The organism is Rhizobium sp. Leaf311 (assembly GCF_001423445.1).
Classification (GTDB): domain Bacteria; phylum Pseudomonadota; class Alphaproteobacteria; order Rhizobiales; family Rhizobiaceae; genus Agrobacterium.
In genome coordinates this window covers 157,951-181,702 of record NZ_LMNZ01000001.1, presented here as the reverse complement: position 1 = coordinate 181,702, position 23,752 = coordinate 157,951, and the positions used below count along the sequence as shown (strand labels likewise).

At 58.3% G+C, this 23,752-nt stretch carries 21 protein-coding genes; 12 read left to right on the top strand and 9 right to left on the bottom strand.

The window, feature by feature from the left end:
* Window positions 1-72: 72 nt before the first annotated feature.
* The gene (locus tag ASF69_RS00800; protein WP_062584395.1) at window positions 73-498 is read left to right on the top strand and encodes a plastocyanin/azurin family copper-binding protein; all 426 of its coding nucleotides are present in this window, start codon (window positions 73-75) and stop codon (window positions 496-498) included.
* A 213-nt stretch (window positions 499-711) separates the two neighbouring features.
* Window positions 712-1,791, top strand: coding sequence for a D-alanyl-D-alanine carboxypeptidase family protein (locus ASF69_RS00795; RefSeq protein WP_062584393.1), 1,080 nt, complete (start codon window positions 712-714; stop codon window positions 1,789-1,791).
* A 44-nt stretch (window positions 1,792-1,835) separates the two neighbouring features.
* On the opposite strand, the gene ASF69_RS00790 is transcribed toward ASF69_RS00795, so the two are convergent.
* Complete coding sequence (locus ASF69_RS00790) at window positions 1,836-3,689, bottom strand: ABC transporter ATP-binding protein (protein ID WP_062584391.1); 1,854 nt, start codon at window positions 3,687-3,689, stop codon at window positions 1,836-1,838.
* A 226-nt stretch (window positions 3,690-3,915) separates the two neighbouring features.
* Window positions 3,916-4,140 (bottom strand): aa3-type cytochrome c oxidase subunit IV, encoded by a 225-nt coding sequence (locus tag ASF69_RS00785; RefSeq protein WP_062584390.1) that lies wholly within the window; start codon window positions 4,138-4,140, stop codon window positions 3,916-3,918.
* 424 nt (window positions 4,141-4,564) lie between these two features.
* Between ASF69_RS00785 and ASF69_RS00780 the strand changes: the two genes are divergently transcribed.
* Window positions 4,565-5,104, top strand: coding sequence for a TRAP transporter small permease subunit (locus tag ASF69_RS00780; RefSeq protein WP_062584388.1), 540 nt, complete (start codon window positions 4,565-4,567; stop codon window positions 5,102-5,104).
* A 29-nt stretch (window positions 5,105-5,133) separates the two neighbouring features.
* Window positions 5,134-6,636 (top strand): TRAP transporter large permease subunit, encoded by a 1,503-nt coding sequence (locus ASF69_RS00775; RefSeq protein ID WP_062584386.1) that lies wholly within the window; start codon window positions 5,134-5,136, stop codon window positions 6,634-6,636.
* A gap of 350 nt (window positions 6,637-6,986) precedes the next feature.
* Here the strand turns inward: ASF69_RS00775 and ASF69_RS00770 are convergent, their stop codons facing one another.
* Window positions 6,987-8,093, bottom strand: a complete 1,107-nt coding sequence (locus tag ASF69_RS00770; RefSeq protein ID WP_062584384.1) for a TRAP transporter substrate-binding protein — start codon at window positions 8,091-8,093, stop codon at window positions 6,987-6,989.
* A 288-nt stretch (window positions 8,094-8,381) separates the two neighbouring features.
* On the opposite strand from ASF69_RS00770, the gene ASF69_RS00765 reads away from it, so the two are divergent.
* Window positions 8,382-9,137 carry a gamma-glutamyl-gamma-aminobutyrate hydrolase family protein gene (locus ASF69_RS00765; protein WP_062584382.1) on the top strand — a complete coding sequence of 252 codons (756 nt, stop codon included), beginning with the start codon at window positions 8,382-8,384 and terminating at the stop codon, window positions 9,135-9,137.
* A gap of 135 nt (window positions 9,138-9,272) precedes the next feature.
* On the opposite strand, the gene ASF69_RS00760 is transcribed toward ASF69_RS00765, so the two are convergent.
* The 3 genes from ASF69_RS00760 to ASF69_RS00750 all read right to left on the bottom strand — a co-directional run bounded on the left by ASF69_RS00760 (window position 9,273) and on the right by ASF69_RS00750 (window position 11,983).
* Window positions 9,273-10,235, bottom strand: coding sequence for a 2-hydroxyacid dehydrogenase (locus ASF69_RS00760; protein WP_062584380.1), 963 nt, complete (start codon window positions 10,233-10,235; stop codon window positions 9,273-9,275).
* Window positions 10,236-10,328: 93 nt separating this feature from the next.
* A complete protein-coding gene (locus tag ASF69_RS00755) occupies window positions 10,329-11,351 on the bottom strand; it encodes a LacI family DNA-binding transcriptional regulator (RefSeq protein WP_062584379.1) in 1,023 nt (340 codons plus the stop codon).
* A gap of 122 nt (window positions 11,352-11,473) precedes the next feature.
* Entirely contained in the window at window positions 11,474-11,983 is a 510-nt protein-coding gene (locus ASF69_RS00750; RefSeq protein WP_062584378.1) for a MarR family transcriptional regulator, read from the bottom strand.
* Window positions 11,984-12,061: 78 nt separating this feature from the next.
* Between ASF69_RS00750 and ASF69_RS00745 the strand changes: the two genes are divergently transcribed.
* The 3 genes from ASF69_RS00745 to ASF69_RS00735 all read left to right on the top strand — a co-directional run bounded on the left by ASF69_RS00745 (window position 12,062) and on the right by ASF69_RS00735 (window position 15,293).
* Complete coding sequence (locus ASF69_RS00745) at window positions 12,062-12,886, top strand: creatininase family protein (RefSeq protein WP_062584377.1); 825 nt, start codon at window positions 12,062-12,064, stop codon at window positions 12,884-12,886.
* A gap of 78 nt (window positions 12,887-12,964) precedes the next feature.
* Window positions 12,965-14,095: a GTP-binding protein gene (locus tag ASF69_RS00740; RefSeq protein WP_062584376.1), complete on the top strand. Its 1,131-nt coding sequence runs from the start codon at window positions 12,965-12,967 to the stop codon at window positions 14,093-14,095.
* A gap of 205 nt (window positions 14,096-14,300) precedes the next feature.
* Window positions 14,301-15,293, top strand: a complete 993-nt coding sequence (locus tag ASF69_RS00735) for a WD40 repeat domain-containing protein (protein WP_062584375.1) — start codon at window positions 14,301-14,303, stop codon at window positions 15,291-15,293.
* Window positions 15,294-15,506: 213 nt separating this feature from the next.
* Here the strand turns inward: ASF69_RS00735 and ASF69_RS00730 are convergent, their stop codons facing one another.
* Window positions 15,507-16,196 carry an OmpW family protein gene (locus ASF69_RS00730; RefSeq protein ID WP_062584374.1) on the bottom strand — a complete coding sequence of 230 codons (690 nt, stop codon included), beginning with the start codon at window positions 16,194-16,196 and terminating at the stop codon, window positions 15,507-15,509.
* Window positions 16,197-16,634: 438 nt separating this feature from the next.
* On the opposite strand from ASF69_RS00730, the gene ASF69_RS00725 reads away from it, so the two are divergent.
* Window positions 16,635-18,446: a HAMP domain-containing methyl-accepting chemotaxis protein gene (locus ASF69_RS00725; protein WP_062585529.1), complete on the top strand. Its 1,812-nt coding sequence runs from the start codon at window positions 16,635-16,637 to the stop codon at window positions 18,444-18,446.
* A gap of 108 nt (window positions 18,447-18,554) precedes the next feature.
* Here the strand turns inward: ASF69_RS00725 and ASF69_RS00720 are convergent, their stop codons facing one another.
* Both ASF69_RS00720 and odc2 read right to left on the bottom strand, forming a co-directional pair.
* The gene (locus ASF69_RS00720) at window positions 18,555-19,121 is read right to left on the bottom strand and encodes an N-acetyltransferase (protein WP_062584373.1); all 567 of its coding nucleotides are present in this window, start codon (window positions 19,119-19,121) and stop codon (window positions 18,555-18,557) included.
* 197 nt (window positions 19,122-19,318) lie between these two features.
* Window positions 19,319-20,452: an ornithine/lysine decarboxylase gene (gene odc2 / locus ASF69_RS00715; RefSeq protein WP_062584372.1), complete on the bottom strand. Its 1,134-nt coding sequence runs from the start codon at window positions 20,450-20,452 to the stop codon at window positions 19,319-19,321.
* Between the two features lie 540 nt (window positions 20,453-20,992).
* Here odc2 and ASF69_RS00705 point away from each other — a divergent pair.
* The 3 genes from ASF69_RS00705 (at window position 20,993) to ASF69_RS00695 (ending at window position 23,749) form a co-directional block, all read left to right on the top strand.
* Window positions 20,993-21,886, top strand: coding sequence for a LysR family transcriptional regulator (locus ASF69_RS00705; RefSeq protein WP_062584367.1), 894 nt, complete (start codon window positions 20,993-20,995; stop codon window positions 21,884-21,886).
* An 88-nt stretch (window positions 21,887-21,974) separates the two neighbouring features.
* The gene (locus ASF69_RS00700; RefSeq protein ID WP_062584365.1) at window positions 21,975-22,622 is read left to right on the top strand and encodes a DUF1007 family protein; all 648 of its coding nucleotides are present in this window, start codon (window positions 21,975-21,977) and stop codon (window positions 22,620-22,622) included.
* Window positions 22,616-23,749 carry a nickel/cobalt transporter gene (locus tag ASF69_RS00695; protein WP_062584362.1) on the top strand — a complete coding sequence of 378 codons (1,134 nt, stop codon included), beginning with the start codon at window positions 22,616-22,618 and terminating at the stop codon, window positions 23,747-23,749. The genes ASF69_RS00700 and ASF69_RS00695 overlap by 7 nt, the downstream gene beginning before the upstream one ends.
* Window positions 23,750-23,752: the final 3 nt, after the last annotated feature.

Here is a 23,752-nt window from a genome sequence, read left to right as displayed (position 1 = left end):
CGGCCTCTCCCGTTCAGCTTCGTGTCAGAATAGAGCCATAACCCTGCCTGCATCCACAGGGAGAGAACCGACATGAAGTATATGCGATACATGTTTGCCGCCGCCGTCGTTCTGCAGATGGCAACGCCGAGCTTTGCCGCCACCGTCGTCAAGGTCGTCGAAGGCGGCGAGGCCGGTGGACCAATGACGTTGACGCTGGACAAGTCCACCATCAAGGCCGGCGAAACGACATTCATGGTGCACAATGACGCCATGTCTGAAGAGCATGAAATGGTGCTGGTGAAGCTGAAATCGCCGGATCAGAAAATCGAGGTCGTCGCGGGCAAGGACCGGATCGATGAGAAGAAGCTCAAAAGTATGGGTGAAGTCTCAGATCTGAAACCCGGCGCAGAGGGTGAGCTTAAGGCCAAGCTGACACCGGGCTCATACGTCCTGCTGTGCAATATCAAGGGCCATTATCAGGCCGGTATGCACGCCCAACTGACGGTAACCAAATAAGCCTTCGGGCGGCATCACGCTGTTTTGAACAAGTCGCTGCCTGATGCCGCCCGCCTCCCACCCCGCAATTCACCCTGTCACGCATGGCTGCAGCGGAGGCAAAGGCGCCTGCCGACGAGAAACGCGTCTGCCTCAACCCACCTATGAATCAGTAGACGCTTGTACTCCCACACGCTCCCATGTCATGAGGAGGGCCTTCGTGGAGAGTGGCACATGACCAAGACAGTATCGGCCCGGCGGCTATTGGCCCATTTTGCTTGCGCGGCATCGCTTTTCGTCAGCGGCACCGCCACCGCGACGCCTGTGCTGGTCATCGATACCGCAACCCATCAGGTCCTGCATCAGGAAGACGCGGGCGCGCCGTGGTATCCTGCCTCCACAACCAAGCTGATGACAGCGCTGGTGGTGTTTGAAGCGCTGCGTTCAGGCGAGGTTACGCTCTCAACCCCCGTGGTCATGACGCCCAATGCCACAAAACAGGCCTTTCTGGAATCCGGCCTCACGCTGGGGCGGACCATGACGCTTGAGGACGCCCTCTTTGCCACGCTGACGGCGTCCGCAAATGATGTTGCCGTCGCCCTGGCGGAAACGATTGCCCGCAATGAAGCCACCTTCGTCCAGCGCATGAATGCGACAGCCGCGCGTCTGGGAATGACGGGAACGCATTTTTCCAGCCCGAACGGACTTTTCAACAAGACCAATTATACCACGGCCCGCGACATGGCAGTCCTCGGAATGGCGATTGATCGGGCCTTTCCGGAATATGCCCGTTTTTTCCAGGGCTCCGCCGTCACCATCGACGGCAAGGAGATCAAATCCAACAATACGCTGCTGACCCGCTTCACCGGCACGGTGGGCATGAAGACCGGCTTTCTGTGCGCGTCAGGCCGCAATTATGTCGGGCTTGCCACGCGCAACGGCAAGCGGTTGATGGTGGTGATCATGGGTGCAACGACAGAGCGCGAGCGCGACGAGCGTGCAGCCCAGTATCTGCAAGAGGCCTTCGAAGGTCGCCTCTCACCGTCTGCGCCGGTGGAAACAATCGCCAACCGCACCGATCTCGCCCCACAGGACATGCGCGTCCGTCTCTGCACCGACAAGAGCGTTGCCTACGAGGCCGAGCGGGAAGCACTTTATCCCATGGGCCTGCCCGGCCACGAATCCTTCCTGAAAGACCAGATACCGGGCCAGATTCACACCATCGCCACATGGCAGACCGAGATAGCGCCGGTCGTGCCGCTACCCGCACAGCGCCCTGCGCAAGCACCGGCAGCGCCAAGCCCGGCAGGCTGACCCCGCCTGCTCCCCTTGGCCCATGCCGCTCCATTTGGCGACCATCACGCGCTCGTATCAGCGATGTAGCCGCCCGTTTGCCTGTTCCACAGTTGCGCATAAAGACCATTCTGCTCCAGAAGTGCAGAGGGCGTGCCCTCCTCTACAATCTGCCCCCTGTCGAGAACGATGATCCGGTCCATTCGGGCAATGGTCGACAGCCGGTGCGCAATGGCGATAACCGTCTTGCCCGCCATCAACACATCCAGCTTCTCCTGGATGGCGGCTTCGGATTCGCTATCGAGCGCCGACGTCGCCTCGTCAAGAACCAGAATGGGCGCGTCCTTGAGAAGAACCCGGGCAATTGCCACCCGCTGACGCTGGCCACCGGAAAGCTTGACGCCCCTGTCGCCAACAAAGGCCTCATAGCCGCTGCGGCCCTCACTATCGGTCAGGTCGGCAATGAAGCCGTCGGCCTGCGCTGCCTGTGCCGCACCGCGTATCTCGTCCATGTCGGCATCTGGCTTGCCGTAGCGGATGTTGTCGCCCACCGAGCGGTGCAGAAGCGAAACATCCTGTGAAATCACGCCGATATTTTCCCGCAGACTGGCTTGTGTGACCATGCGAATATCCTGCCCGTCGATCCGGACTGCGCCCTGCTTCAAGTCGTAAAATCGCAGCAACAGGTTGACCAGCGTCGTCTTTCCCGCACCGGAAAGGCCCACCAGCCCGACCTTTTCTCCGGCTTTGACCCGCAGGTTCAGATCCGCGATCACAGCTTTCTCCCGCTGATATTCGAAGTGGATCTGGTCGAACTCTATCTCGCCTGCACGCACCACAAGCGGAATGGCGCGGTCCACATCGACAATTTCGGGTGGCGTCGTCATGACCGGCATGGCATCCCTGATGGTGCCGGCAGCCTGAAACAGTTGCTGCCCCATATCCAGAAATGCGCGGGCATTGGTGGATAGACGCTGCGTCAGATAAAGCGCGCCTGCAAACTGGCCGGTGCTCACGAAACCGTCGATCATGCCCCAGAAGCCGATCGACAGCATGGCAATCCACAGCGCAACATTGAGAAGCAGTATTTCCATGCTGGTTGTCAGATAAACCCGCCGCTCGCGGTGCTGCGCCTGAATGGCATCGGCAAAAACCCTGCGCAGGGAGCCTGCCTCGCTGTCTTCGGCGGCAAACTGCTTGACCATCTGCATGTTGGAATAAAGATCGGTCATGGAGCCCACCAGAAAACTGCGCTTCTTGGCAGAACGACGGGCATATTCCGAAAAATTCGGCACGGCCTTTATGGCAATCCAGACGCTGAGAATAATCCAGACAAGCACCGGCAGTGCCAGCGGCCATGCCACGCTGGTCAACAGCACGAGCGAGCCGACGAACTGGACCGCGAAATAGGGTACCGAGAAAAATGCGACGGAGACCTGCTGCTGGACAGCCGTCGCCACCTGACCGAGCCGGGATGCGACCTGGCCCGCAAACAATTCATGAAAGAAGCGCAGGTGCTGGCGCTCGACAGCCTTGTGCCCCTGCCATTGAATGGAGGCCGGCATACAAACCGTCACCACCTGCGATGAAAGCGTGTTTGCCATGAAGGAGAAAAACGGCTGCAGCGGAAAGAGCAGGATGGCCATGGTGGCCAGCAAGGGCCACTCCTGTTCCAGAAAGGCTTTAGCACCCCGTGCCGTCACGCCATCGACAATGGTGGAGAAGCTCCAGACCAGAAACAGATTGGTCATCTCGATCAGGATGGCAAAAACCGAAATCGCGATCAGCACGGACCGGAACAGCCGAACGAAATGCATCAGGAGCTGAAAAGGGCCCTTCGATGGCAGCGGCTTGTAGGGAATATCAAGCGGACGGATCAGGCGCTCGAACCGACCATACATAAAATCTGCAAAAGCCATGGCATTCACACACCGATCCAAATGACTGGATGAACGAGGAGAATCGCCAGGATTTAACCATGGATTGCTCCATGGTTCAAAAAATTATCGCTGATTGCAGAAAAACAGTGCGACGATGGAAGCTGTGTCACCGGTCATAGCAGCCGGAGAGCTCATTGTACCCACGCGCGAAAGCCGACGGAAGCGTGCGCTCCCATCGGACATGCTGACCTATTCGATAAATCAGTTAGCGCAGAAGCACGAAGCCAGCGACCGACAGGATGACGAAGACCAGCAGGCCACCGAAAAAGCCGCCTGTCGTGAAGAAACCGACCAGCATGGCAAGCAGAAGCACACAAACGAGCATGGTGCCGAATTTGGCAGCGTTCAGAAAACCGCTATAGGTCTTCTCGTGCTCTGAATAATTCATCGGCGCACCGACTTCGATCGGACCTGTGTGATGTTCGCTCATGCAAATTCCCCTTCATAGATCCGCTGGCTGTCCGCAACTCCGCTCGCTGATCACGGCTCCCTTGCGAACAAATTCCTCTGCGGAACGCTCCGGCAAAAGACCTAACATGGAATCATTTAAAAACGCAACGCAGAGAACAGCTGGCTTCTCCGCTGTCGTCAAAAATGGTTTGAAGCGCCAAAAGAGACCCCGGAAAGCCCAAAATCATGCAGCGGCGCAACATTGGGCCTGACAATGCTTTGCAAACCTTGTGATTAACGAGCCGCAAGCGCCGGGACAGTTGCATTTGGCAGGTTCTCCCCATACACGAATCAGTGTGGAGGGAATTTCCGGTTTCAATCGACGAGTGTCAGCATGGGTAAATGCGGGCAGGCCGGGCTATTCCTCCCACCAAACCCGCAAAGGGATCGAGGAGGGGAAAACAATGAAAGCTCTGCTACATCTGAGCGCTCTTATCGACGGGATCAGCGAAGTCCTTGGCAAATTCGCAGGCTATCTCGTGCTGATATGCTGCCTTGTCAGCGCCGGCAACGCCATCGTGCGTTACGTCTTCAACTACAGTTCAAACGGCTGGCTTGAAATCCAGTGGTACATGTTCGCGTTCATCGTTCTGATCGGCGCATCCTATACGTTGCGGATGAACGAACATGTGCGCGTCGACATCATCTACGGCGCGATCTCGCCCCGTGCACGGCTGTGGGTCGATATTATCGGCCTCGTCTTCTTCCTGCTTCCGGCCTGCGCCTACCTGGCATGGCTGAGCTGGCCGGAATTTGCGCTGTCCTTTGCGCAGAACGAAACCTCTTCCAATGCGGGCGGCCTCATTCGCTGGCCGGTGAAATTCATCATTTTCGCCGGTTTCGCACTGCTCGTCCTGCAGGGAATATCCGAACTGGTGAAGCGCATAGGCGCTTTGGGCGGGCTCTATCAGCTCGACACCAAATACGAAAAACCGCTCCAGTAAATCAGGCGCTGATCGCTAAGGATATTCCCATGTTTGAATACGGTATTCTGCCGCCGCTGATGTTCCTGGGCATGATCATCTTCATGCTCTACGGTTTCCCGGTGGCCTTCTCTCTCGCCTCTGTCGGCCTGCTGTTCGGTGTCATCGGCATCTTTACGGAGCATTTCTCGCCCGCCTTCCTGCAGGCGCTGCCCCTGCGCATTTTCGGCATCGTTTCCAACGATCTGCTGCTGGCCATCCCCTTCTTCACCTTCATGGGCGCCATACTGGAACGGTGCGGCCTTGCCGAGGATCTGCTGGAGGGTACGGGCAAGCTGTTCGGCGCCATTCCCGGTGGTCTGGCTTACGCCGTCATCCTCGTCGGCGCCATTCTGGGTGCCATCACCGGCACGGTTGCCGCATCCGTCATTACCATGGGCGTCATCTCTCTGCCCATCATGCTGAAATACGGATATAATCCGCGTCTTGCCACCGGCGTCATCGCCGCATCCGGCACCATCACGCAGGTCATTCCGCCATCGCTGGTGCTGATCGTTCTCGCAGACCAGCTCGGCCGGTCGGTGGGCGACATGTATCTCGGCGCCATCGGCCCGTCGATCCTGCAGATCCTCATTTTCATGATCTTCATCTTCGTCATGTCGCTTGTGCGCCCGAAAGACCTGCCCGCACTGCCGCCGGAAGCGCGCGGCGAGCTGAACCGGGCGCTGGTCTTTCGCGTTCTGGCGGGCATGGTGCCATCCATCGTGCTCATCTTCCTTGTGCTCGGCACCATCTTCATGGGCCTCGCCACACCCACGGAAGCGGGCGCACTGGGCGTGGTCGGTGCGATGGCGCTGGCCGCCGCACATCGTCGCCTGACATGGGATCTGGTCAAGCAGGGCATGCATTCCACCATGCACATAACCTCCATGGTCGTGTTCATTCTGGTGGGCGCTACCTGCTTCAGCCTCGTCTTTCAGGGCATGGACGGGTCGCTCTGGATCGAGCATATGCTGTCGGGAATTCCAGGCGGTCCGATCGGCTTTCTGATCTTCGTCAACATCTTCATCTTCTTCCTGGCGTTCTTCCTCGATTTCTTCGAAATCGCCTTCATCGTCGTGCCCATGCTGGCACCGATTGCCCATTCGCTGGGAATCGATCTCATCTGGTTCGGCGTGCTGATCTGCATCAACATGCAGACGAGCTTCATGCACCCGCCCTTCGGCTTCGCCCTGTTCTACCTGCGCTCCATTGCGCCTCGCAGCGTGAAGACCTCGGACATCTACATGGGCGCCATACCATGGCTGGGAATGCAGCTCATTCTCGTCGCTGTCGTGATCTTCTGGCCTGAATCGGTCACCTACTGGCTCGACAAGGCCCCGGAGGTCGATCTCAACACCATCAAGATCGAGGTCCCCGCCTTCGGCAATCCGGGTGGCAACACCATGCCCAATTTCGGCTTGCCCCCCATGGATGGCGCACCCGCACAGCCGGGCGGAAACGGGCTGCCCGGAATGCCAAACCTCAACGAGCCGCCGAAGATCGGTCAGTAAGGCGCGATACTTGGTAAAACGGATCATATTGGTGAAGTGGAAGGCAGAGCTGTAACTCTGCCGTCCGTTTACGACGTGCTCAGAAATGTCAGTCGGACAGCTATCGACCAGCCTGTCCGGCTTTTTCTAAACATGAGCGTAATGCTCAGCGGCTTTTGCATCGCATCACCTCCACAGTTCAATAGCAAGGCCGCTGCCTTCAGCATTTCCTTGTTACATGGAACCGGCAGAACGCTTCCATGTAACAAGAAAGCGCTTGAGGTCGGCGGGGCCCGTCTCCGCCGATACAGCGCAAAATAAAACCCGGACCTTTCGATCCGGGTTTGCATTCCACTTACTGCTCAGACTGCTTACAGCTTGCCGTTACGCTGCTGGATCATCATGAACGTGTCGAAGGTATATTCGGCGAGCTGCATCCAAAGATAACCCTCGCGTTTGAAGGCCACCTGATCGTCATAGACCTTCTTGAAATCAGGGTTGACGGCTGAAATCTCGGCATAGACTTCCAGTGCTGCCTTGTAGCAGGCGTCCAGAATATCCTGGCTGAAGGGCCGCAGCGTCGCGCCTTCCGAAACAATCTGCTTGATCGCCGTCGGGTTCTTGGTGTCGTATTTCGCCATCATGTTGGTATTGGCGAAGGCGCAGGCATCCTGCAGAACGGCCTGATAGTGCTTCGGCAGGTTGTTCCACTTGTCCAGATTGACGAAGGAGTGGATGACCGGGCCACCTTCCCAGAAGGCCGGGTAATAGTAGAATTTCGCCACCTTCTGGAAGCCGAGCTTGTGGTCGTCATAGGGGCCGACCCATTCCGCCGCATCGATGGTGCCTTTTTCGAGCGCGGGATAGATATCGCCACCGGCGATCTGCTGCGGAACGACGCCCAGCTTTTCCACGACCTTGCCGGCCAGACCGGCAATGCGCATCTTCACGCCCTTGAAGTCTTCGACGGTGTTGATTTCCTTGCGGAACCAGCCACCCATCTGCACGCCGGTATTGCCCGAAATCATGCCGTAGAGATTATGCTTGGCATAGAATTCGTTGAGCAGCTTGTTGCCATTGCCCTCATAAAACCACGCATTGGTCAGGCGGGCGTTGAGGCCGAAGGGAATGGCCGTGCCGATGGCAAAGGTCGGGTCCTTGCCGACATAATAGTAGGAGCAGGTGTGGCACATTTCCACCGTGCCTGAAGACACCGCGTCCGCGGCCTGAAGCCCCGGTACGATTTCACCTGCCGCAAAGACCTGAATGTTGAAGTTTCCGTCCGTGGCAGCATTGACGTGGTTGGCGACATCCTGCGCGCCACCGAAGATCGTATCCAGAGATTTCGGAAACGACGAGGTCAGCCGCCAGGTGATCTTGGTATTCTGTTGCGCGATGGCCGGAGCAGCCAGGACTGTTGCAGCAGCCGCGCCCGCACCTGAAACAGCGCCTTTTTTGATGAACGAACGACGATCCATGAATATCCTCCCAGATACGAATCTTGCCGGTAGCCGAATTCCCCTCCGCTATCAGGCATGGCAAGAAGAAAGCACGGGGCTACCAGACTGACAAGCGTCATCGGAAGAATAAATTGGTTGTCAAAGCACAGTGGCGGCTGCTTCCATCTCGGACATTATAGTCAACCGGAATATTGGTAGGCAGACTTATACTTTAGGCGAAGAAACCCAAGGAGATGCCCGTTCCAGACGCTTGACGAGCGGCCCTTTCCGGTCGCACAAGAGGCTGTACAGCAAGCCGGAGCCGCCATGTCCAAACCCATCATCGCCATTCCCGCCGACATCAGAAGCCTTGATGGCGCAGAATGGCACGCAGCCCAGACACAATATCTTGCCGCAGCCCTCAAGGTGGCGGATGTCATGAGTTTCATCGTGCCAGCCTTTGAGGAGGGCAACGATATCGATGCCATTCTCGACCGGGTCGACGGGCTGCTGGTCTCCGGTTCCGCCACCAATGTTCACCCCTCGCTCTATGGTGTCGAAGCAAAGGAAAGCGACGGTCCGTTCGATCCCGCGCGCGACGCCACCAGCCTGCCGCTCATCCGCCGTGCCATCGACAGGGGCGTTCCGATGCTGGCCATATGCCGTGGCATTCAGGAGTTGAACGTTGCGCTCGGCGGCACGCTCGCCAGCGAAATCCAGGAGCAGCCCGGCATCTGGGACCACCGCAAGCCTGACGATATCGACCGCGACAAGGCATTTGCCATCCGTCAGCCGGTCTATATCCGCGAAGGCTCATGTATTGCGCAGCATCTGGGCATGACGGGAGAAGTGCAGATCAATTCCCTGCATCGCCAGGCCATCGCAAAGACAGCGCCCCGGCTTCAGGTCGAGGCGACGGCAGAGGACGGCACCATCGAAGCCGTTTCCGTCATCGATGCGAAGGGCTTTGCCGTGGGCGTGCAGTGGCACCCGGAATATTGGGCGGAAACGGACGCACCATCGCGCGCGCTGTTTAAGGCATTCGGAACGGCTGTTCGGGACTATAAGGCCAGCAAGGCTTGATGCACTCATGGCAGCGCCAGCTGCGCTGCCATCCTCCCACCGGTTCTCCGCCGCTATTCTTCTGCCGAGCTACCAAGGCCAAAGCCTGTCAGCCCCGCATCCTCTGCGGGGCCAACGAACCGGGCAACCCGGACATCAGCCCTTGACGGGCGTTTCCGGCACAGGTGTCACCACCTTGCGCTCGTTCAGCCAGCCCAGCACGTTGTCGGCCACCAGATCGGCCATGGCATTGCGCGTCGGGACCGAGGCAGAGGCGACATGCGGCAACAGGGTGACGTTCGGCAAGGACAGGAAGCCTGCCGGCACCTTGGGCTCGGCGTAAAACACGTCCAGACCCGCTGCACCGATCGTGCCGTCCTGCAAGGCCTTCAGAAGCGCGTCCTCATCCACGCTCGATCCGCGTCCGACATTGATGAACACGCCGTTCGGGCCCAGTGCGGAGAGAATATCGGCATTGATCGCCTTGTGGGTTTCCGGCGTACCGGGCACGATGCAGATCAGGATATCGACTGCCTGCGCCATTTCCTTCAAGGAACCGTAATAGGTGTAGGACAGTTCGGGGCGCTTGCTGCGGGTATGATAGCCAATTTCAACCTTGAACGGCTCCAGCCGCTTGGCAATTTCCTGACCAATGCGCCCCATGCCGAACAGTCCGACCTTGCGGTTGCGCAACGAAAACGGCGACAGCATGAAGGGACCTTCGGCTTCCCACTTGCCCGCACGAAGATGCGATTCGGCCTGATAGAGACGCCGCACCGTGCTGATCAGCAATGCAATCGTCGTGTCGGCAACCTCGTCGTTGAGAACATCGGGCGTATTGGTTACGACAATGCCGCGCGACGCCGCATGTTTGGCATCGACGCCATCATAGCCGACACCGAAATTGGCGATAACTTCCAGCTTGGGCAGGGCATCGATCCAGCTTGCGTTGAAGCTGCCGGAAACGGCAACGGCGGTGATGCGCTGCGCGTCTTCCTCGGAAAGCGACGGCTCTGGCCCGGCAGGAGCGGTTATGACGTCTACCTTGCCCTCGAAACGTTCGAGAACGCGAGGGTGAATTTTTCCCGGGACGAGAACGGCGGCTTTGCTATCTGACATGCTTGGGTATCCTCCTGCTATGCATGAGGCCAAGCTAGCCGATCGATTCCAAAAGCGGAACCCATCTTTGCATGATGGGCTCAGCGCTTTTGCCTAGCTTCGCGGAATGCAGGGGCTGGTGGATTGCCGAATGCGCATTTCCGGCTTGATAAGGTGGATACCGTCGGGCTCATGGCTTCCGGCCAGCCTGTCCAGCAGGGCCCGCGCAGCAAGTCGTCCCACTTCCGCCTGCCCGTTCGACACCGTCGTCAGGGCTGGTGTGGCAATGGCTGCCTCTTCCAGATCGTCATAGCCCGTCACGGAAATATCCTTGCCCGGCACGAAGCCCGCCCGCGAAATGCCGTTCATCAGGCCAATAGCGACAAGATCGTTCCAGCAAACGGCAGCCGTCGGCTTCTGCGGCAGCGACAGGAAGTTCACCGCAGCCTCGAAACCACCCTGCTTGGAGCGCGCGCCGGGAATACGCAGGTTCGGATCCACCTCGATGCCTGCCTTGCGCAGCGCGTTGACATAGCCCTGATAGCGGTCGCGCCCGGTCGATGTCTGGTCCGTTCCCCCCACCATGGCAATGGTGCGATGACCAAGGCTGATGAGGTGATTGGTGGCAAGCGAAATGCCGTAGCTGTCGTCGCCGCGAAAGGTCGGCATATCGACCCCATCCATGGAACGGGCAACGAGGATGGCGGGCATACCGTTTTCCTCGGCAAGCGTCATATCCTCCAGCGGCGTGCCGATGGCGGGAGACATGATGATGCCATCGCTGCCAAGCTGCAGCAGCGTTTCGATGAAGGTGCGCTGCTTTTCGACGGAATCGTAATGGTTGGACAGAATGAAGGTCTGGCGGCTGCGGTCCAGCTCGCTTTCGATGGCTTTCAGAATTTCACCATAGAAGGGGTTCATGACATCATGAAACACCACGCCGATAATGCCCGAGCGGGAGGTGCGAAGGCTGGCAGCGCGGCGATTGTAGATATAGCCCAGCGCCCTCGCCTGCTCCTTGATCTTCTCGCGCGTATCCGCAGCTACCAGCGGGCTGTCACGCAGCGCCAGCGATATGGTCGCGGTGGACAAGCCAAGGCTTTCTGCGATGGTTGAAAGTTTGATCTTTTGCGCCACGGTCCCCTCCTACGGTCACGCAAGCCGCCTCAGCGGCGTTTAAATTGTGACTAAACAATTTAAACAAAAGACGCAACCATTTTAAGGATTTCAACCGCTTTCAAGATTACCGATGCGAAATTTTAATCGATTAACTCAAGTGCCTGCAAGTTGGCATCGATTGCGCGCAGCACTTTGACCACCGTCTTGATCTCTTTCGCCGACAGGCCATCGACGGCGCGAGCGTTGCAATCGGCGAGCGACGTCGTGATCTGCTCCACACTTTTCAGCCCGGCTTCTGTCAGCTTGACCATGGTCAGACGCCCGTCACCGTCACCCGCACCCCGCTCCACGAAGCCCTGCGCCTCCATGCGGCCAATGGTGCGCGTCATGGTGGGTGCCTTGACGCCAAGCTTCTGCGCGATCTGGCCGGGCGTCATGCTGCCTTCCTGCGCCAGCGCCAGGATAACCCCGTCCTGACCGGCATAGAGACCGGTTGCCGCAAGGTTGTGGCTGAGTGCCGTGCGCATGGACCGTGCCGCCTGGGTAATGGACTGCGCCAACTCGTCGGGGCTGAAGGTCAGATCCTTTTTCTTACCGGATTTCGCTTTTTTCGCGGATTTGGTCTTTTTGGCCAGCTTATCCTTGCTCATCAGCAAATGCCTTTTCTGAAATCCCGGACAACGATATGGTCTTGGTATTACTTAACGAATGCAGGCGCGGATCGCCAGATGCCAGACACATATACGCATTTTCACGACAACAACGTAACATCGCCGTCGGCGCAGCCAAATGGCGCGATTGCGGTGCTGCCGCTCGGCGCGCATGAACAGCACGGGCCGCATCTGCCGTTTGAGACGGACACGCTGATTGCGCAAGGCATCGTTGCCCGTTTGAAGCCGGCCCTGCCGGCGACATTGCCGGTCACGTTCCTTCCGGTAGAGCCGGTCGGCTATTCCGTGGAGCATATGGATGTGGCGGGCACCAGAACGCTTTCTTTCGATGAAGCGGTCCATCGCTGGCTTGGCATTGCCGAGCAGCAACACCGAAGCGGCATCCGCAAATTCGTAATGCTGAACGCCCATGGCGGCAATTCACCGCTCATGACCATTGTCGCAACCGAGGCCCGCATTCGCTTCGACATGCTGGCGGTTGCCACCAGCTGGACACGCTTTGGCATACCGCAGGAGGTGGTTGCCCCGGAAGACAAGGCCATCGACATTCATGGCGGCGATATCGAAACCTCGGTCATGCTCGCTCTCTGCCCGCAGCACGTCGATATGGAAAAAGCGGGGAATTTCCCCTCAAGGCAGTCGGATTTCATCCGGCAATACAGGCACCTGCGCGCCTATGGCCCGCACGCCTTCGGATGGCGCATGTCCGACCTCAACAAACAGGGCGTGGCAGGCAACGCAGCCGCGGCGAGCGCGCAAAAGGGTGAGAAAATCATCGCCCACGCCATTGCGGGGCTCGTGGAGCTTCTAGCAGATGTCGATGCCTTCGACATGAATTTGCTTGAAAGCAGCGTTCAGAAAACTTCGGCAGATTCTCTTTGAACTCGTTCCGCCACACGCCTATATGAACGACAACGCTTTCAAAGCCGTATTGCGGCCCATCATTTCCCAGAGGTTCTCATGACCGAAGCAGCAGCAGCCACCATCAAGCCAATTCCCGTCACCGTGTTGACCGGCTATCTGGGCGCGGGAAAGACCACGCTCCTCAACCGCATCCTGTCTGAAAACCACGGCAAGAAATACGCCGTCATCGTCAATGAATTCGGCGAAATCGGCATCGACAACGATCTCATCGTCGAATCCGACGAGGAAATCTACGAAATGAACAACGGCTGCGTCTGCTGTACCGTGCGCGGAGACCTGATCCGCGTCGTGGAAGGCCTGATGCGCCGCCCGGGCCGTTTCGACGGCATCATCGTGGAAACCACCGGCCTTGCAGATCCGGTTCCCGTTGCCCAGACCTTCTTCATGGATGACGATGTCCGCGCCAAGACCGAGCTTGATGCGGTCGTTGCGCTTGTCGATGCCAAGCATCTGCCGCTGCGCCTGAAAGACAGCCGCGAGGCCGAAGACCAGATCGCCTTTGCCGATGTCGTCATCATCAACAAGACCGACCTTGTGACAGAGCAGGAACTGGCTGTCATCGAAGACATCGTGCGCGCCATCAACCCATCCGCCCGCGTCTATAAGGCAACCCGCTCCGGCGTCGATCTTGCCCGCGTTCTGGATCAGGGTGCGTTCAACCTCGAACGTGCCTTGGAAAACGATCCGCATTTTCTTGAACACGGCCATGACGACCATGTCTGCGGCCCCGATTGCGATCACGATCATGGGCATGATCACGGGCACCACCATCACGACCACGACCATGACCATCATCACCACGATCATGATCACAGCCATGACCATGGGCATCACCATCACCACGGCGAAGTCTCCGCCATCCATGACATCACGGTTCAGTCGGTGTCGCTGCGCGGTGGCGAGATGAACCCCGAGCGGTTCTTCCCATGGATCCAGAAGGTCACGCAGACCGATGGCCCGAACATCCTGCGCCTGAAAGGCATCATCGCATTCAAGGGCGATGCGGAACGCTACGTCGTGCAGGGCGTTCACATGATCATCGAGGGCGATCACCAGCGTCCGTGGAAGGAAGGCGAAAAGCACGAATCCCGCCTCGTCTTCATCGGTCGCAACCTCGACCGTGAGAAGCTGGAAAACAGTTTCAACGCCTGCCTTGCAGCGGCTTGATACGTTTCTTTCCGCCATACCGGACGTGATCCGGCATCTTTTGCGATCAGGTCCTTGATCGCAAAAGCAGTTGAAGCCGCACAGGTGCGCGGCGGATGGCCCCCCGGCTTCAGGCCGGGGTCACGGAAGACCGAGTGTCTTGCCCTGACGCTTACAACAACCAAAGGCGAACGCGCCTGCCTTACGACAGAAAGACCTTTTACCGATGCCCACCGTTGCCCCTCTTGACCTCGAAGGCCACGTCGTTGCGACGCATTTTCTGGGCGATATTCCCATGTTTGCCACCGCTGCCGGAACCATTCACCGGCTGGACGGCGGCGAGAAGGTCACGGAAATCCACGAGGGCTTGCTGACCTGTATTCGCGATCCCCACAGCACCACGCTCATCACCGGCGGCGAGGATGGCAAGGTCCTGCGTGTAAGCCATGACGGCACGGCGCAGGAGCTCGCCCATGTTCCCCGTAAATGGATCAGCGTTGTCGCGGGCGGTCCGCAGAACGCCGTTGCCTATGGCGTTGGCAAATCCAGCTTCGTGCGCCTTGCCGATGGCACGGTAAAGGAATTCAAGGAAGAACGCACCGTCGAGGCCATCGCCTTTGCGCCAAAGGGTCTGCGCATTGCCGCCGCCCGCTACAATGGCGTGACGCTGCATTGGGTGGCAAGTGCGGGCGATCCGATCGATCTGGACTGGAAAGGTGCCCATACCGGCGTGACCTTCTCTGCGGACGGAAAATTCCTGGTTACCACCATGCAGGAAAACGCGCTGCACGGCTGGAAGATGGAGGCCACCAAGGGTGGCATGGACACGCGCCATATGCGCATGACCGGCTATCCCGCCAAGGTGAAATCCATTTCCTGGTCCAACAAGGGCAAATGGCTGGCATCTTCAGGCGCGCCTGCCGCCATCGTCTGGCCCTTCGTCGGCAAGGACGGCCCCATGGGCAAGGCACCGCTGGAACTTGGCACCCGCGCCAACATCATGGTCACCAACGTCGCTTTTCATCCCATAGAGGATGTTCTTGCCATAGGCTTCATCGATGGAATGATCCTTGGCGTGCGCGTGGCAGACCAGAAGGAGGCATTGCTGCGCCGTCCGGGCAAGGGTGCCATCACCTCCATGTCGTGGAGCGCAAGCGGCAATCTGCTGGCCTTCGCATCCGAAGCGGGCGATTGCGGTATTGTGGATATCTCGTCCTGAGAATGTCGAAAGGCGGAACGCCATAGCGGTCCGGCACCGTCGGCGCGCCAGCTTGACCAGCTACCAATTGGCCTGTTTCTAAACACATTGCCCGAGCGCGCCGCCGCCCGGGCAATGATTTCTGAGCCTTGTAAAAGTCCGAAGCTGCTGCCCCCCCCGCGTGGCAACAGCTTGTCGGGTCTCCCAGCGCGATAGCCCAGATGCCGTGACGGCTTAGAAGCGGTAGGTCACACCGGCGCCGACCAGCCATGGATCGATCTTGGCCTTGCCGCTGATATCACCCAGAGCGTCGTGCGTGGCGCTCCACTTGGTTTCGAGGAAGATCTTCTTCACGTCGAAGTTCACGCCCCAATTCTTGGTCAGCATGTAGTCGAAGCCGACCTGAACCGCTGCGCCGAAATCATTCTTCACGTCGAGGTTATGGAAACCGGCCTTTTCAGACTGATTGTAGAACATCGAGTAGTTGACGCCGGCACCGACATAGGGCTTGAACGCGCCGAAATTGGTGAAGTGGTACTGCAGCGTCAGCGTTGGCGGCAGCAGCCATGCCTTGCCGACATCGATCTCGCCCAGCGATCCGTTGGTGTTGATCTTCGCGAAGGTGGTGCCGAGAATGAGTTCTGCGGCAATGTTGTCGGTGAAGAAATAGCTGACGTCGAGTTCCGGAATGACGGTGTCCGAATAGTCGAGACCTGCGCCTGGAACGCCGTTGATTGTTCCGCTGTCATGGGTGATGACGCCAAGGCCGCGCACGCGCAGCATCCATGGGCTTGACGCGGCAATCGCTTCTTCGGCGGTTGGCTCAGGCGCAGCAGGCGCCATGTCGGCGGCGTGGGAAAGCACTGGAAGCGACAGGCAGACTGTCGATGCTAACAGGACGGCTTTCAGGAATGTGGCAGGCATGTCTCTCTCCTTGATCTGTCGAAAGATGTGCTCCACCCAGATCCGGCTGGCATTCTTCAGCCTCGCGGACTTCCATGGCAGACACGGAGCACATCTGTTTCGTCAGTAATCACAAGCTGGAGAGCAGGTATTTGCCTTAGATCAACTCCTGAACAAATAAAAACAATATCCAGAATTATTGGAATCTAATATATTAGCATATTAGAGGATATGAATGATTTTAGCATAAAATTAACATTAATGGAAAATCAATATATTGAAGTAATAGTGCAGAATTATACCTGCCCTCAGATCATGGCCGCAGTTTTGACACGCTGATGCAAGAACGACGTACTGCCTTTCAGGTTACGTAGCTGCAACAAATACGTGATTGATCGCGCCCATCGACCCAGGCAGTCCCGATCATCGCTCTCCGCTACGACCTTCGGACTTCTGTTCATGAAACTTTCGATTTCAGCAATATTTACGGCAATTGGCGTCGCACTCGCGGGTGGCATCATTCTTACGCTTCTGACCAGCGCCTACGCACTCGACAGGCTGAAGGTCAATGGAGCAATCTACAAAGAAATCGTCGACGGAAAGGATCTCGTCGCAGATATTCTGCCGCCGCCGCTCTATCTGATCGAGGCCTACGCGCTGATTAACGAAGGTGCGCTTCACCCTGACGTTCTTTCCAGGAATATCGAGCGTGTTCGCCTTCTGAAAACCCAGTATGACGACAGACGCCAGTACTGGAAGACGAGCACGCTTCCCGACAGCTTGAAAAAGAAGATCGAGAACGATGTACTTGCCAAGGGAGATGCGTTCTGGGCGATACTTGACTCCGCCACGCTGCCTGCCCTCGCGTCGCTGGACAGGGCGAAGATAACCGGCGAACTCGACAAGCTGAGCCTGACGTTCCACGACCACGAGACTGCCGTCAACCAGCTTGTAGAAATGGCGACACTGTACGGCAAGGAAAAGGAACTTTACGCTGCCGAACAGACACGTCTTCTCGAACATACCACCTATATGCTTGGTGGCCTGCTTGTCGCGCTCAGCATCTGCTCGACCGTCTTTCTGCGCCGCCGCGCCATTGCGCCAATACGGCACATAACCGGCAGCATGACCAGCATGGCCGGGGGCAACCTCCAGGACGCACCGCCGCATCTAGGCCGCCACGACGAAATCGGCGCAATGGCGCGTGCGCTGGCGATTTTCAGAGATGCCGGACTGGCGAAACTTCAGCTGGAGAGCGAAGCGGAGCAATCCCGACATTCCGCCAATGCAGATCGCGAGAGACGTGAGAGGGAGCGTCTTGCCGAAGCGGAGGCGCTGCGCTTCGCCATTGAGGAGCTGGGATATGGCCTGGAGAATCTCTCCAAGGGCGATCTGAGCACCACGCTTGAGCGCGCCTTCGACCAGAAATTCGAAACCCTGCGGCTAAATTTCAATGCTTCCGTCCGCTCCCTTCAGGGAACAATGGGGCAAATCCTCAAGGAAGCCGACAGCCTGCGCGATCAGGGCCACGAAATGCACAGTTCCGCCGATGATCTGTCGCGTCGCACCGAAAGGCAGGCCGCGGCGCTTGAGGAGACGGCCGCCGCTCTGGAACAGGTCTCATCCACCGTCAAGACATCCGAGGCACGGGTAAACGAGACCCGCGATCTCATCAAGGAAGCCAGCCGTTCGGCAGCCCAGTCCTCAGGCGTGGTTGACGAAGCGGTTTCTGCAATGCACCGCATTGAGACTGCCGCTGGAGAAATCAGGTCGATCATCGGTGTCATCGATGAAATTGCCTTCCAGACGAACCTGCTGGCGCTGAATGCCGGTGTGGAAGCGGCCCGTGCGGGGGAAGCGGGCAAGGGATTTGCCGTGGTTGCCCAGGAGGTCCGCGAACTTGCCCAGCGCTCTGCAAAGGCATCGCGTGAAATCCGGGATCTGATCGGCAAGTCGAATGAAGAGGTGGAAAGCGGCGTGCAGCTCGTCCAGTCGGCTGGCACCGTGCTCAACAAGATCGGCGATTTCGTTTCGCGAATCGATGTCAACATAGACAGCATCACCACCGCGGCGCGCGAACAGTCGGTCGGGCTTCAGGAAATCAGCGCCAGCGTCAATTCGCTCGACCAGATGACCCAGCAGAACGCGGCCATGGTTGAGGAAACCAACGCCGTCAGCCAATCGATAGCCAATGCCACCGCGAGCCTTTCCAACATGATCGGGCGTTTCAGGGTAGAACCATCGCAAAGCGCGTCTCGCCGCGCCGCCTGAGCGGCGATTTCGACCTGGCCAGACGCAAAAAGGCGGGCCGATGGGCCCGCCTCGATACCCACAAGAGCGTCGGATTTTTTGGCGGTTGCTCACCACCGCACGATGCACTCAGGAAAACTTGCGTCCGGTGGCGACCAGCATTCCCGCCGCACCTTCCAGCCAGCCCTTTTTCAGCTCTAGCGCCAGAAAGCGGCCGCGCTCGAACGGTCCTGGCATGACCAGATGCTGCGTAAGGTCTGCCTGAAAGCCGAAACGCTCATAATAGGGCGCATCGCCCACCAGAAGAACCGCACCGTGACCGCGCTGCGCTGCCTCAGTGATCGCCGCGCGCATCAGCGCCGAGCCAATGCCCTTGCCTTCATGGGTGCAATCAACCGCCAGTGGTCCAAGCAGCAGCGCCTCGACGCCGCGCCCTTCGCGCGTGACACCGGCCTGAACATTCCACAGGCGTACCGTGCCGATGACATGGCCGTCCTCGTCGCGCGCAACCAGCGCCAAGCCTTCGGCTGGCACCCGTCCGGCACGCAGCTTTTCAGAGGATTTGCGGCGACGGCCCGGACCCATGACACGGTCGAGCAAGGTCTCGCGGGCAACAACGTCGGCCGGTGTTTCCACGTCGATATGAAATGTCTGCGGCGTAAAGAATGCACGTACAGAGTTGAGAACAGCGGCCATCACGGCCTCCCGTCACCAAGCCGCCCACGGATAGCGGCACCTGAATGATAATGTGAACCGTTCCGGCCTGCTGCAACGCCTTTTCCTCGGCTGGGCAGAGGCTGTGGCAAGCAGGGTTGCGCCTTGGCGCTTCTGCAAAAGCCGGAACGGGAGGATCCGTCACAACGCCGCCTGCCCCCAGACAAGCGGCGATTTTTTCAGATCACATAGGACTTCAGCGGCTCGAAACCGTTGAAAGCGACCGCCGAATAGGTCGTCGTATAGGCGCCCGTGCCTTCGATCAGAACTTCGTCGCCAATGGTCAGCGAGACCGGAAGCGGATACATGTTCTTCTCATAGAGCACATCGGCGCTGTCGCAGGTCGGACCGGCCAGAACGCAGGCTTCCATCTCGTCGCCGTCACGCTCGGTGCGGATCGGGTAACGAATGGCTTCGTCCATGGTTTCGGCCAGACCGCCGAACTTGCCGATGTCGAGGAACACCCAGCGGTGATTGTCGTTGTCGGACTTGCGCGAGACAAGAACGACTTCCGCCTTGATGACGCCGGCATTGCCGACCATGCCGCGACCCGGCTCGATGATCGTCTTCGGAATCTGGTTGCCGAAGTGCTTGCGAAGCGCTGTGTCGATCGCATGGCCATATTCTTCGGCAGCAGGCACGTCGCGCAGGTACTTCGTCGGGAAACCACCGCCCATATTGACCATCTGCAGGTGGATGCCCTGCTTGGCAAGCGAAGCGAAGACCCGCTTTGCATCGCCAAGTGCGGCGTCCCATGCATCGAGATTCATCATCTGCGAACCGACATGGAAGGAAACGCCATAGGATTCCAGACCCAGCTGATGGGCATAGACGAGAACATCGACAGCCATCTGCGGTACGCAGCCGAACTTGCGCGACAGCGGCCATTCGGCGCCTTCGCCATCGGTCAGAACGCGGCAGAATACACGAGCGCCAGGGGCTGCACGGGCAACCTTTTCCACTTCCTCATGGCTGTCGACGGCGAAGAGATCGATGCCGAGCGCATGGGCGCGCGCAACATCGCGTTCCTTCTTGATCGTGTTGCCGTAGGAAATACGGTCAGAGGTTGCGCCTGCATCAAGCGCCATCTGGATTTCGGCCACGGAGGCGCAGTCGAAGTTGGAACCCATCGAAGCCAGAAGCTTGAGGATTTCAGGCGCGGGGTTTGCCTTGACGGCATAATAGATCGCACTGTTTGGCAAAGCGTGCCGGAACGCGTCGAAGTTATCGCGCACGACGTCGAGGTCAACCACAAGGCAGGGACCTTCTGGACGGCGGGTCTTGATGAAGTCGAGGATGCGTGCAGTCGTCATCGTTATATTCCCTCGAATGTTCCGACCCCGGAAAAATTCCGGAGGACAAAGGGCGCTCAAGATATGCGGCACGATTCAGCCGGTGGAGGCGCAGAATCATTCGCATACGCTCAAGGCGCAAATATGAACAACGCCCTGCCAGAGCATTATTCGGCTTTGTCTGCCATGGGATTGGAGGGAAAGTTCCCAACCGCACTTACGGCAATGATGGTGTGCCTCTTCAGTACCCCGGCTGATGGAAAGCCGGCAGAGAACCAGAAAGGCCCGCACCGTCGTTGCTTCGTATGTCCTCGCATTTTCCGGTTGGCCGGAATAGCGACTGGAGGGGTTAATTCCAGGTACCTTACCGATTTCCTCACCACATCGAGGGTCGGCGGACACACATGGGCACGTGCGACTTTGGGCAACCGGGAGATAAGAATATTCGCAGTCATAATCAAGGGAATTTTTCACCATTTTGCGGATTTTTTCGGCACACCATTTTATTCTTGAACGCTGGGGCGTGAGCGTTCAATTATGCGGAACAAACTGGAGACTTCGATGGACACTCTCACCCGCATCAGAGCCTTTATCGATGTTGTCGAAGCGGAGGGATTTTCCGCCGCCGCCCGCAAGACAGGTCGTTCCAAGGCGCTTCTGTCCAAATATGTGCGCGAGCTGGAAGACGATCTCGGTGCGCTTCTCCTCAACCGCACGACACGGCAATTTTCCATGACGGAAGCGGGCCATACCTATTACCGCACCGCGTCCGACATCCTCAAGGAAATCGACAATCTTGCGGACCTGGTGCGCGAGAACAATGCCGATTTAAAAGGCAAGCTGCGGCTGTCCGTACCGCGCACTTTCATCGATGCGGATGTTGGCCAGAGCCTGATCGATTTTGCCAAGGAGAACCCCGAGCTTTCGCTGGAAATCGTTGCCGAAGACAGGTTCGTGGACCTGATCGAGGAAAACTTTGATATGGCAATCCGCATCACCAAGCTCGAGGATTCCGGCATGATTGCAAGGAAGCTTGCCGATTTCCGCGTCCATGCCGTCGCCACGCCCGCTTTTGTCGAACAATATGGGCCGCTCAACTCGCCGCAGGATCTGGCGAAAGTGCCCTGCATTGTCGATACCAATTCCCGCTTCCACAATCACATCCGTTATTTCGAACCCGGCGGCGGCACCAACTCGGTGGCCATTACCGGGCCGATCGAAGTCAACAGCCCGCAGGCAACGCTGCGCGCCGCCCGCTCCGGCCTCGGCGTCGCCATCGTCCCGGACTTCATTGCAAAACCGCATATTCACTCCGGCGAACTCGTAACGCTGTTCGATGACTACATCTCGCGAGATCGTGGCATCTATGCCGTCTATCCGCATCGACGCTATCTTCCCGCCAAGGTCCGCAGCTTCGTGGACTATCTTTCCAACTGGTTCAAAAAGCAGGGTTGATCCGCAGCCAGAATAGAGGGGCCGAAATTCGGTCCCATTTGACGCTACTATCCGCCAACAGATTCGATAATCGAGACAGTCAGCATCCATGAAAACCGCGATTTTACCTTTGGCTGTATGCCTGTCCGCCTGCCTTGCGCCCATCGCCGCCATGGCGCATCCGCATATTTTTGCCGAAGCCCGCATGGAAATCATCGAAGGTGCCGATGGCAATGTGCAGGAAGTGCGCAACATCTGGCGCTTCGACGAGATGTTTTCCGCAAGCGTGGTGCTTGACTATGACAAGAACAGCGATGCCAAGCTCGACAAAGAGGAACTCGCGGAGATCGGCGCGACCGTGCACGAGTCGCTGGCCGAATTTTCCTATTACACATTCATCACGCAGAACGGAAAACAGGTGGATTTCGGCAAGCCGGATGCCATCCACGTGGACTACAAGGACAATCAGGTTCTGATGTTCTTCTCCGTCAAGCCGAAAGCCCCGCTTTTGGCAAAGGGTACGCTGACCTTCGGCGCATGGGACCCGACGCTCTATACGGCGATTGATTTCGCCAAGGACAGTGACATCGTCATCAAGGGCACGCATCTTGCCGCCTGCAAGCACAAGGTTGTGCGCCCCGATCCGGATGAGATCATCGCCCAGAACCAGAGCAACCTCACCGACGCCTTCTTCAACGATCCGACCGGCACCGACATGACCAAACTGTTTGCCACCCGCATGGAGCTGACATGCTGAAAACGCCTGGCCGCGCTTTCATCACGCTGGGAATAGTCCTCACCGCCGCCACATTTGCCCATGCCCAGTCGCCGCTGGGAATAGGATCGGCGGAACCTTCCATTTCCGTCGGCGGCCCCCTTGCGCCGCTGTTCCAGTGGATCAACGTCCACCAGCAGACATTCTACCGCGCGCTGACCGGCGCCTTGCGGGCGATGCGTCAGGACCCCTGGGCGCTGACGTCACTGATCGCGCTGTCCTTTGCCTATGGCGTCTTTCATGCCGCAGGCCCAGGCCACGGCAAGGCCGTCATCTCTTCCTATATGATTGCCAATGAAACCCAGCTGAGACGCGGCATCGTCATCTCCTTCGTTTCCGCCCTGCTGCAGGGCGCGGTTGCCATCGCCCTTGTCGGTGCGGCCTATCTCGTGCTGCGCGGCACCTCCATCACCATGACCAGGGCTACGCAGGCCATGGAAATCGCAAGTTTCGCCATGGTGGCGCTGTTTGGCGCATGGCTGCTGTTTCGCAAGATCCGCAGCCTGATGGCTACCGCCCGTCCCTCCCCCGCACTGGCCTTCGAAGCAGCCGTTCCCTCCGGTCCCGCAACGCCAGCGAAAGACCAGTTCACATCAGAAACGCTCAAGACAGGCCCGCTTAAAACGGGTCCGCTCAAAACCGGCCCGCTTAAAACCGGAATGGGAAGCGGTCTGCGCTTTCAGGGCCAGCCCGTCTTTGCCGATCATGCCCTAAGCGGAACCGGCGATATCTGCGACGCCTGCGGCAAGGCCCATGCGCCGGACCCATCGCTGTTACAGTCGCGTGATTTCAGCTTGCCGGAAGCATGGTCGGCCATCGTCGCAGTCGGCCTTCGCCCCTGCTCCGGCGCCATCATCGTCATGAGCTTTTCGATGTTGAACGGCCTGCTGATGGGCGGCGTCCTATCGGTGCTGGCCATGTCTATTGGCACCGCCATCACCGTGTCGCTGCTTGCCATCATCGCAGTCAAGGCAAAGGATATCGCCATCCGCATTGCCGGTTCCGGCAGCCAAAGAGCATCCCGCATCACCCACGGCATAGAAATCGCCGGCGCGCTGTTCGTGCTTCTGATGGGCCTTGCACTGCTCGGCGCATCGCTGCAGGTGTAGGCG

What these genes read in the sequence shown, in the direction of transcription:
- ASF69_RS00750 (WP_062584378.1), bottom strand. Translation starts at nt 11,983, where the DNA reads ATGAGCAAGGATAAGCTGGCCAAAAAGACCAAATCCGCGAAAAAAGCG.
- ASF69_RS00795 (WP_062584393.1), top strand. Translation starts at nt 712, where the DNA reads ATGACCAAGACAGTATCGGCCCGGCGGCTATTGGCCCATTTTGCTTGC.
- ASF69_RS00735 (WP_062584375.1), top strand. Translation starts at nt 14,301, where the DNA reads ATGCCCACCGTTGCCCCTCTTGACCTCGAAGGCCACGTCGTTGCGACG.
- ASF69_RS00760 (WP_062584380.1), bottom strand. Translation starts at nt 10,235, where the DNA reads ATGTCAGATAGCAAAGCCGCCGTTCTCGTCCCGGGAAAAATTCACCCT.
- ASF69_RS00780 (WP_062584388.1), top strand. Translation starts at nt 4,565, where the DNA reads ATGAAAGCTCTGCTACATCTGAGCGCTCTTATCGACGGGATCAGCGAA.
- ASF69_RS00765 (WP_062584382.1), top strand. Translation starts at nt 8,382, where the DNA reads ATGTCCAAACCCATCATCGCCATTCCCGCCGACATCAGAAGCCTTGAT.
- ASF69_RS00745 (WP_062584377.1), top strand. Translation starts at nt 12,062, where the DNA reads ATGCCAGACACATATACGCATTTTCACGACAACAACGTAACATCGCCG.
- ASF69_RS00775 (WP_062584386.1), top strand. Translation starts at nt 5,134, where the DNA reads ATGTTTGAATACGGTATTCTGCCGCCGCTGATGTTCCTGGGCATGATC.
- ASF69_RS00800 (WP_062584395.1), top strand. Translation starts at nt 73, where the DNA reads ATGAAGTATATGCGATACATGTTTGCCGCCGCCGTCGTTCTGCAGATG.
- ASF69_RS00725 (WP_062585529.1), top strand. Translation starts at nt 16,635, where the DNA reads ATGAAACTTTCGATTTCAGCAATATTTACGGCAATTGGCGTCGCACTC.
- ASF69_RS00730 (WP_062584374.1), bottom strand. Translation starts at nt 16,196, where the DNA reads ATGCCTGCCACATTCCTGAAAGCCGTCCTGTTAGCATCGACAGTCTGC.
- ASF69_RS00785 (WP_062584390.1), bottom strand. Translation starts at nt 4,140, where the DNA reads ATGAGCGAACATCACACAGGTCCGATCGAAGTCGGTGCGCCGATGAAT.
- ASF69_RS00705 (WP_062584367.1), top strand. Translation starts at nt 20,993, where the DNA reads ATGGACACTCTCACCCGCATCAGAGCCTTTATCGATGTTGTCGAAGCG.
- ASF69_RS00720 (WP_062584373.1), bottom strand. Translation starts at nt 19,121, where the DNA reads ATGGCCGCTGTTCTCAACTCTGTACGTGCATTCTTTACGCCGCAGACA.
- ASF69_RS00700 (WP_062584365.1), top strand. Translation starts at nt 21,975, where the DNA reads ATGAAAACCGCGATTTTACCTTTGGCTGTATGCCTGTCCGCCTGCCTT.
- odc2 (WP_062584372.1), bottom strand. Translation starts at nt 20,452, where the DNA reads ATGACGACTGCACGCATCCTCGACTTCATCAAGACCCGCCGTCCAGAA.
- ASF69_RS00695 (WP_062584362.1), top strand. Translation starts at nt 22,616, where the DNA reads ATGCTGAAAACGCCTGGCCGCGCTTTCATCACGCTGGGAATAGTCCTC.
- ASF69_RS00770 (WP_062584384.1), bottom strand. Translation starts at nt 8,093, where the DNA reads ATGGATCGTCGTTCGTTCATCAAAAAAGGCGCTGTTTCAGGTGCGGGC.
- ASF69_RS00790 (WP_062584391.1), bottom strand. Translation starts at nt 3,689, where the DNA reads ATGGCTTTTGCAGATTTTATGTATGGTCGGTTCGAGCGCCTGATCCGT.
- ASF69_RS00740 (WP_062584376.1), top strand. Translation starts at nt 12,965, where the DNA reads ATGACCGAAGCAGCAGCAGCCACCATCAAGCCAATTCCCGTCACCGTG.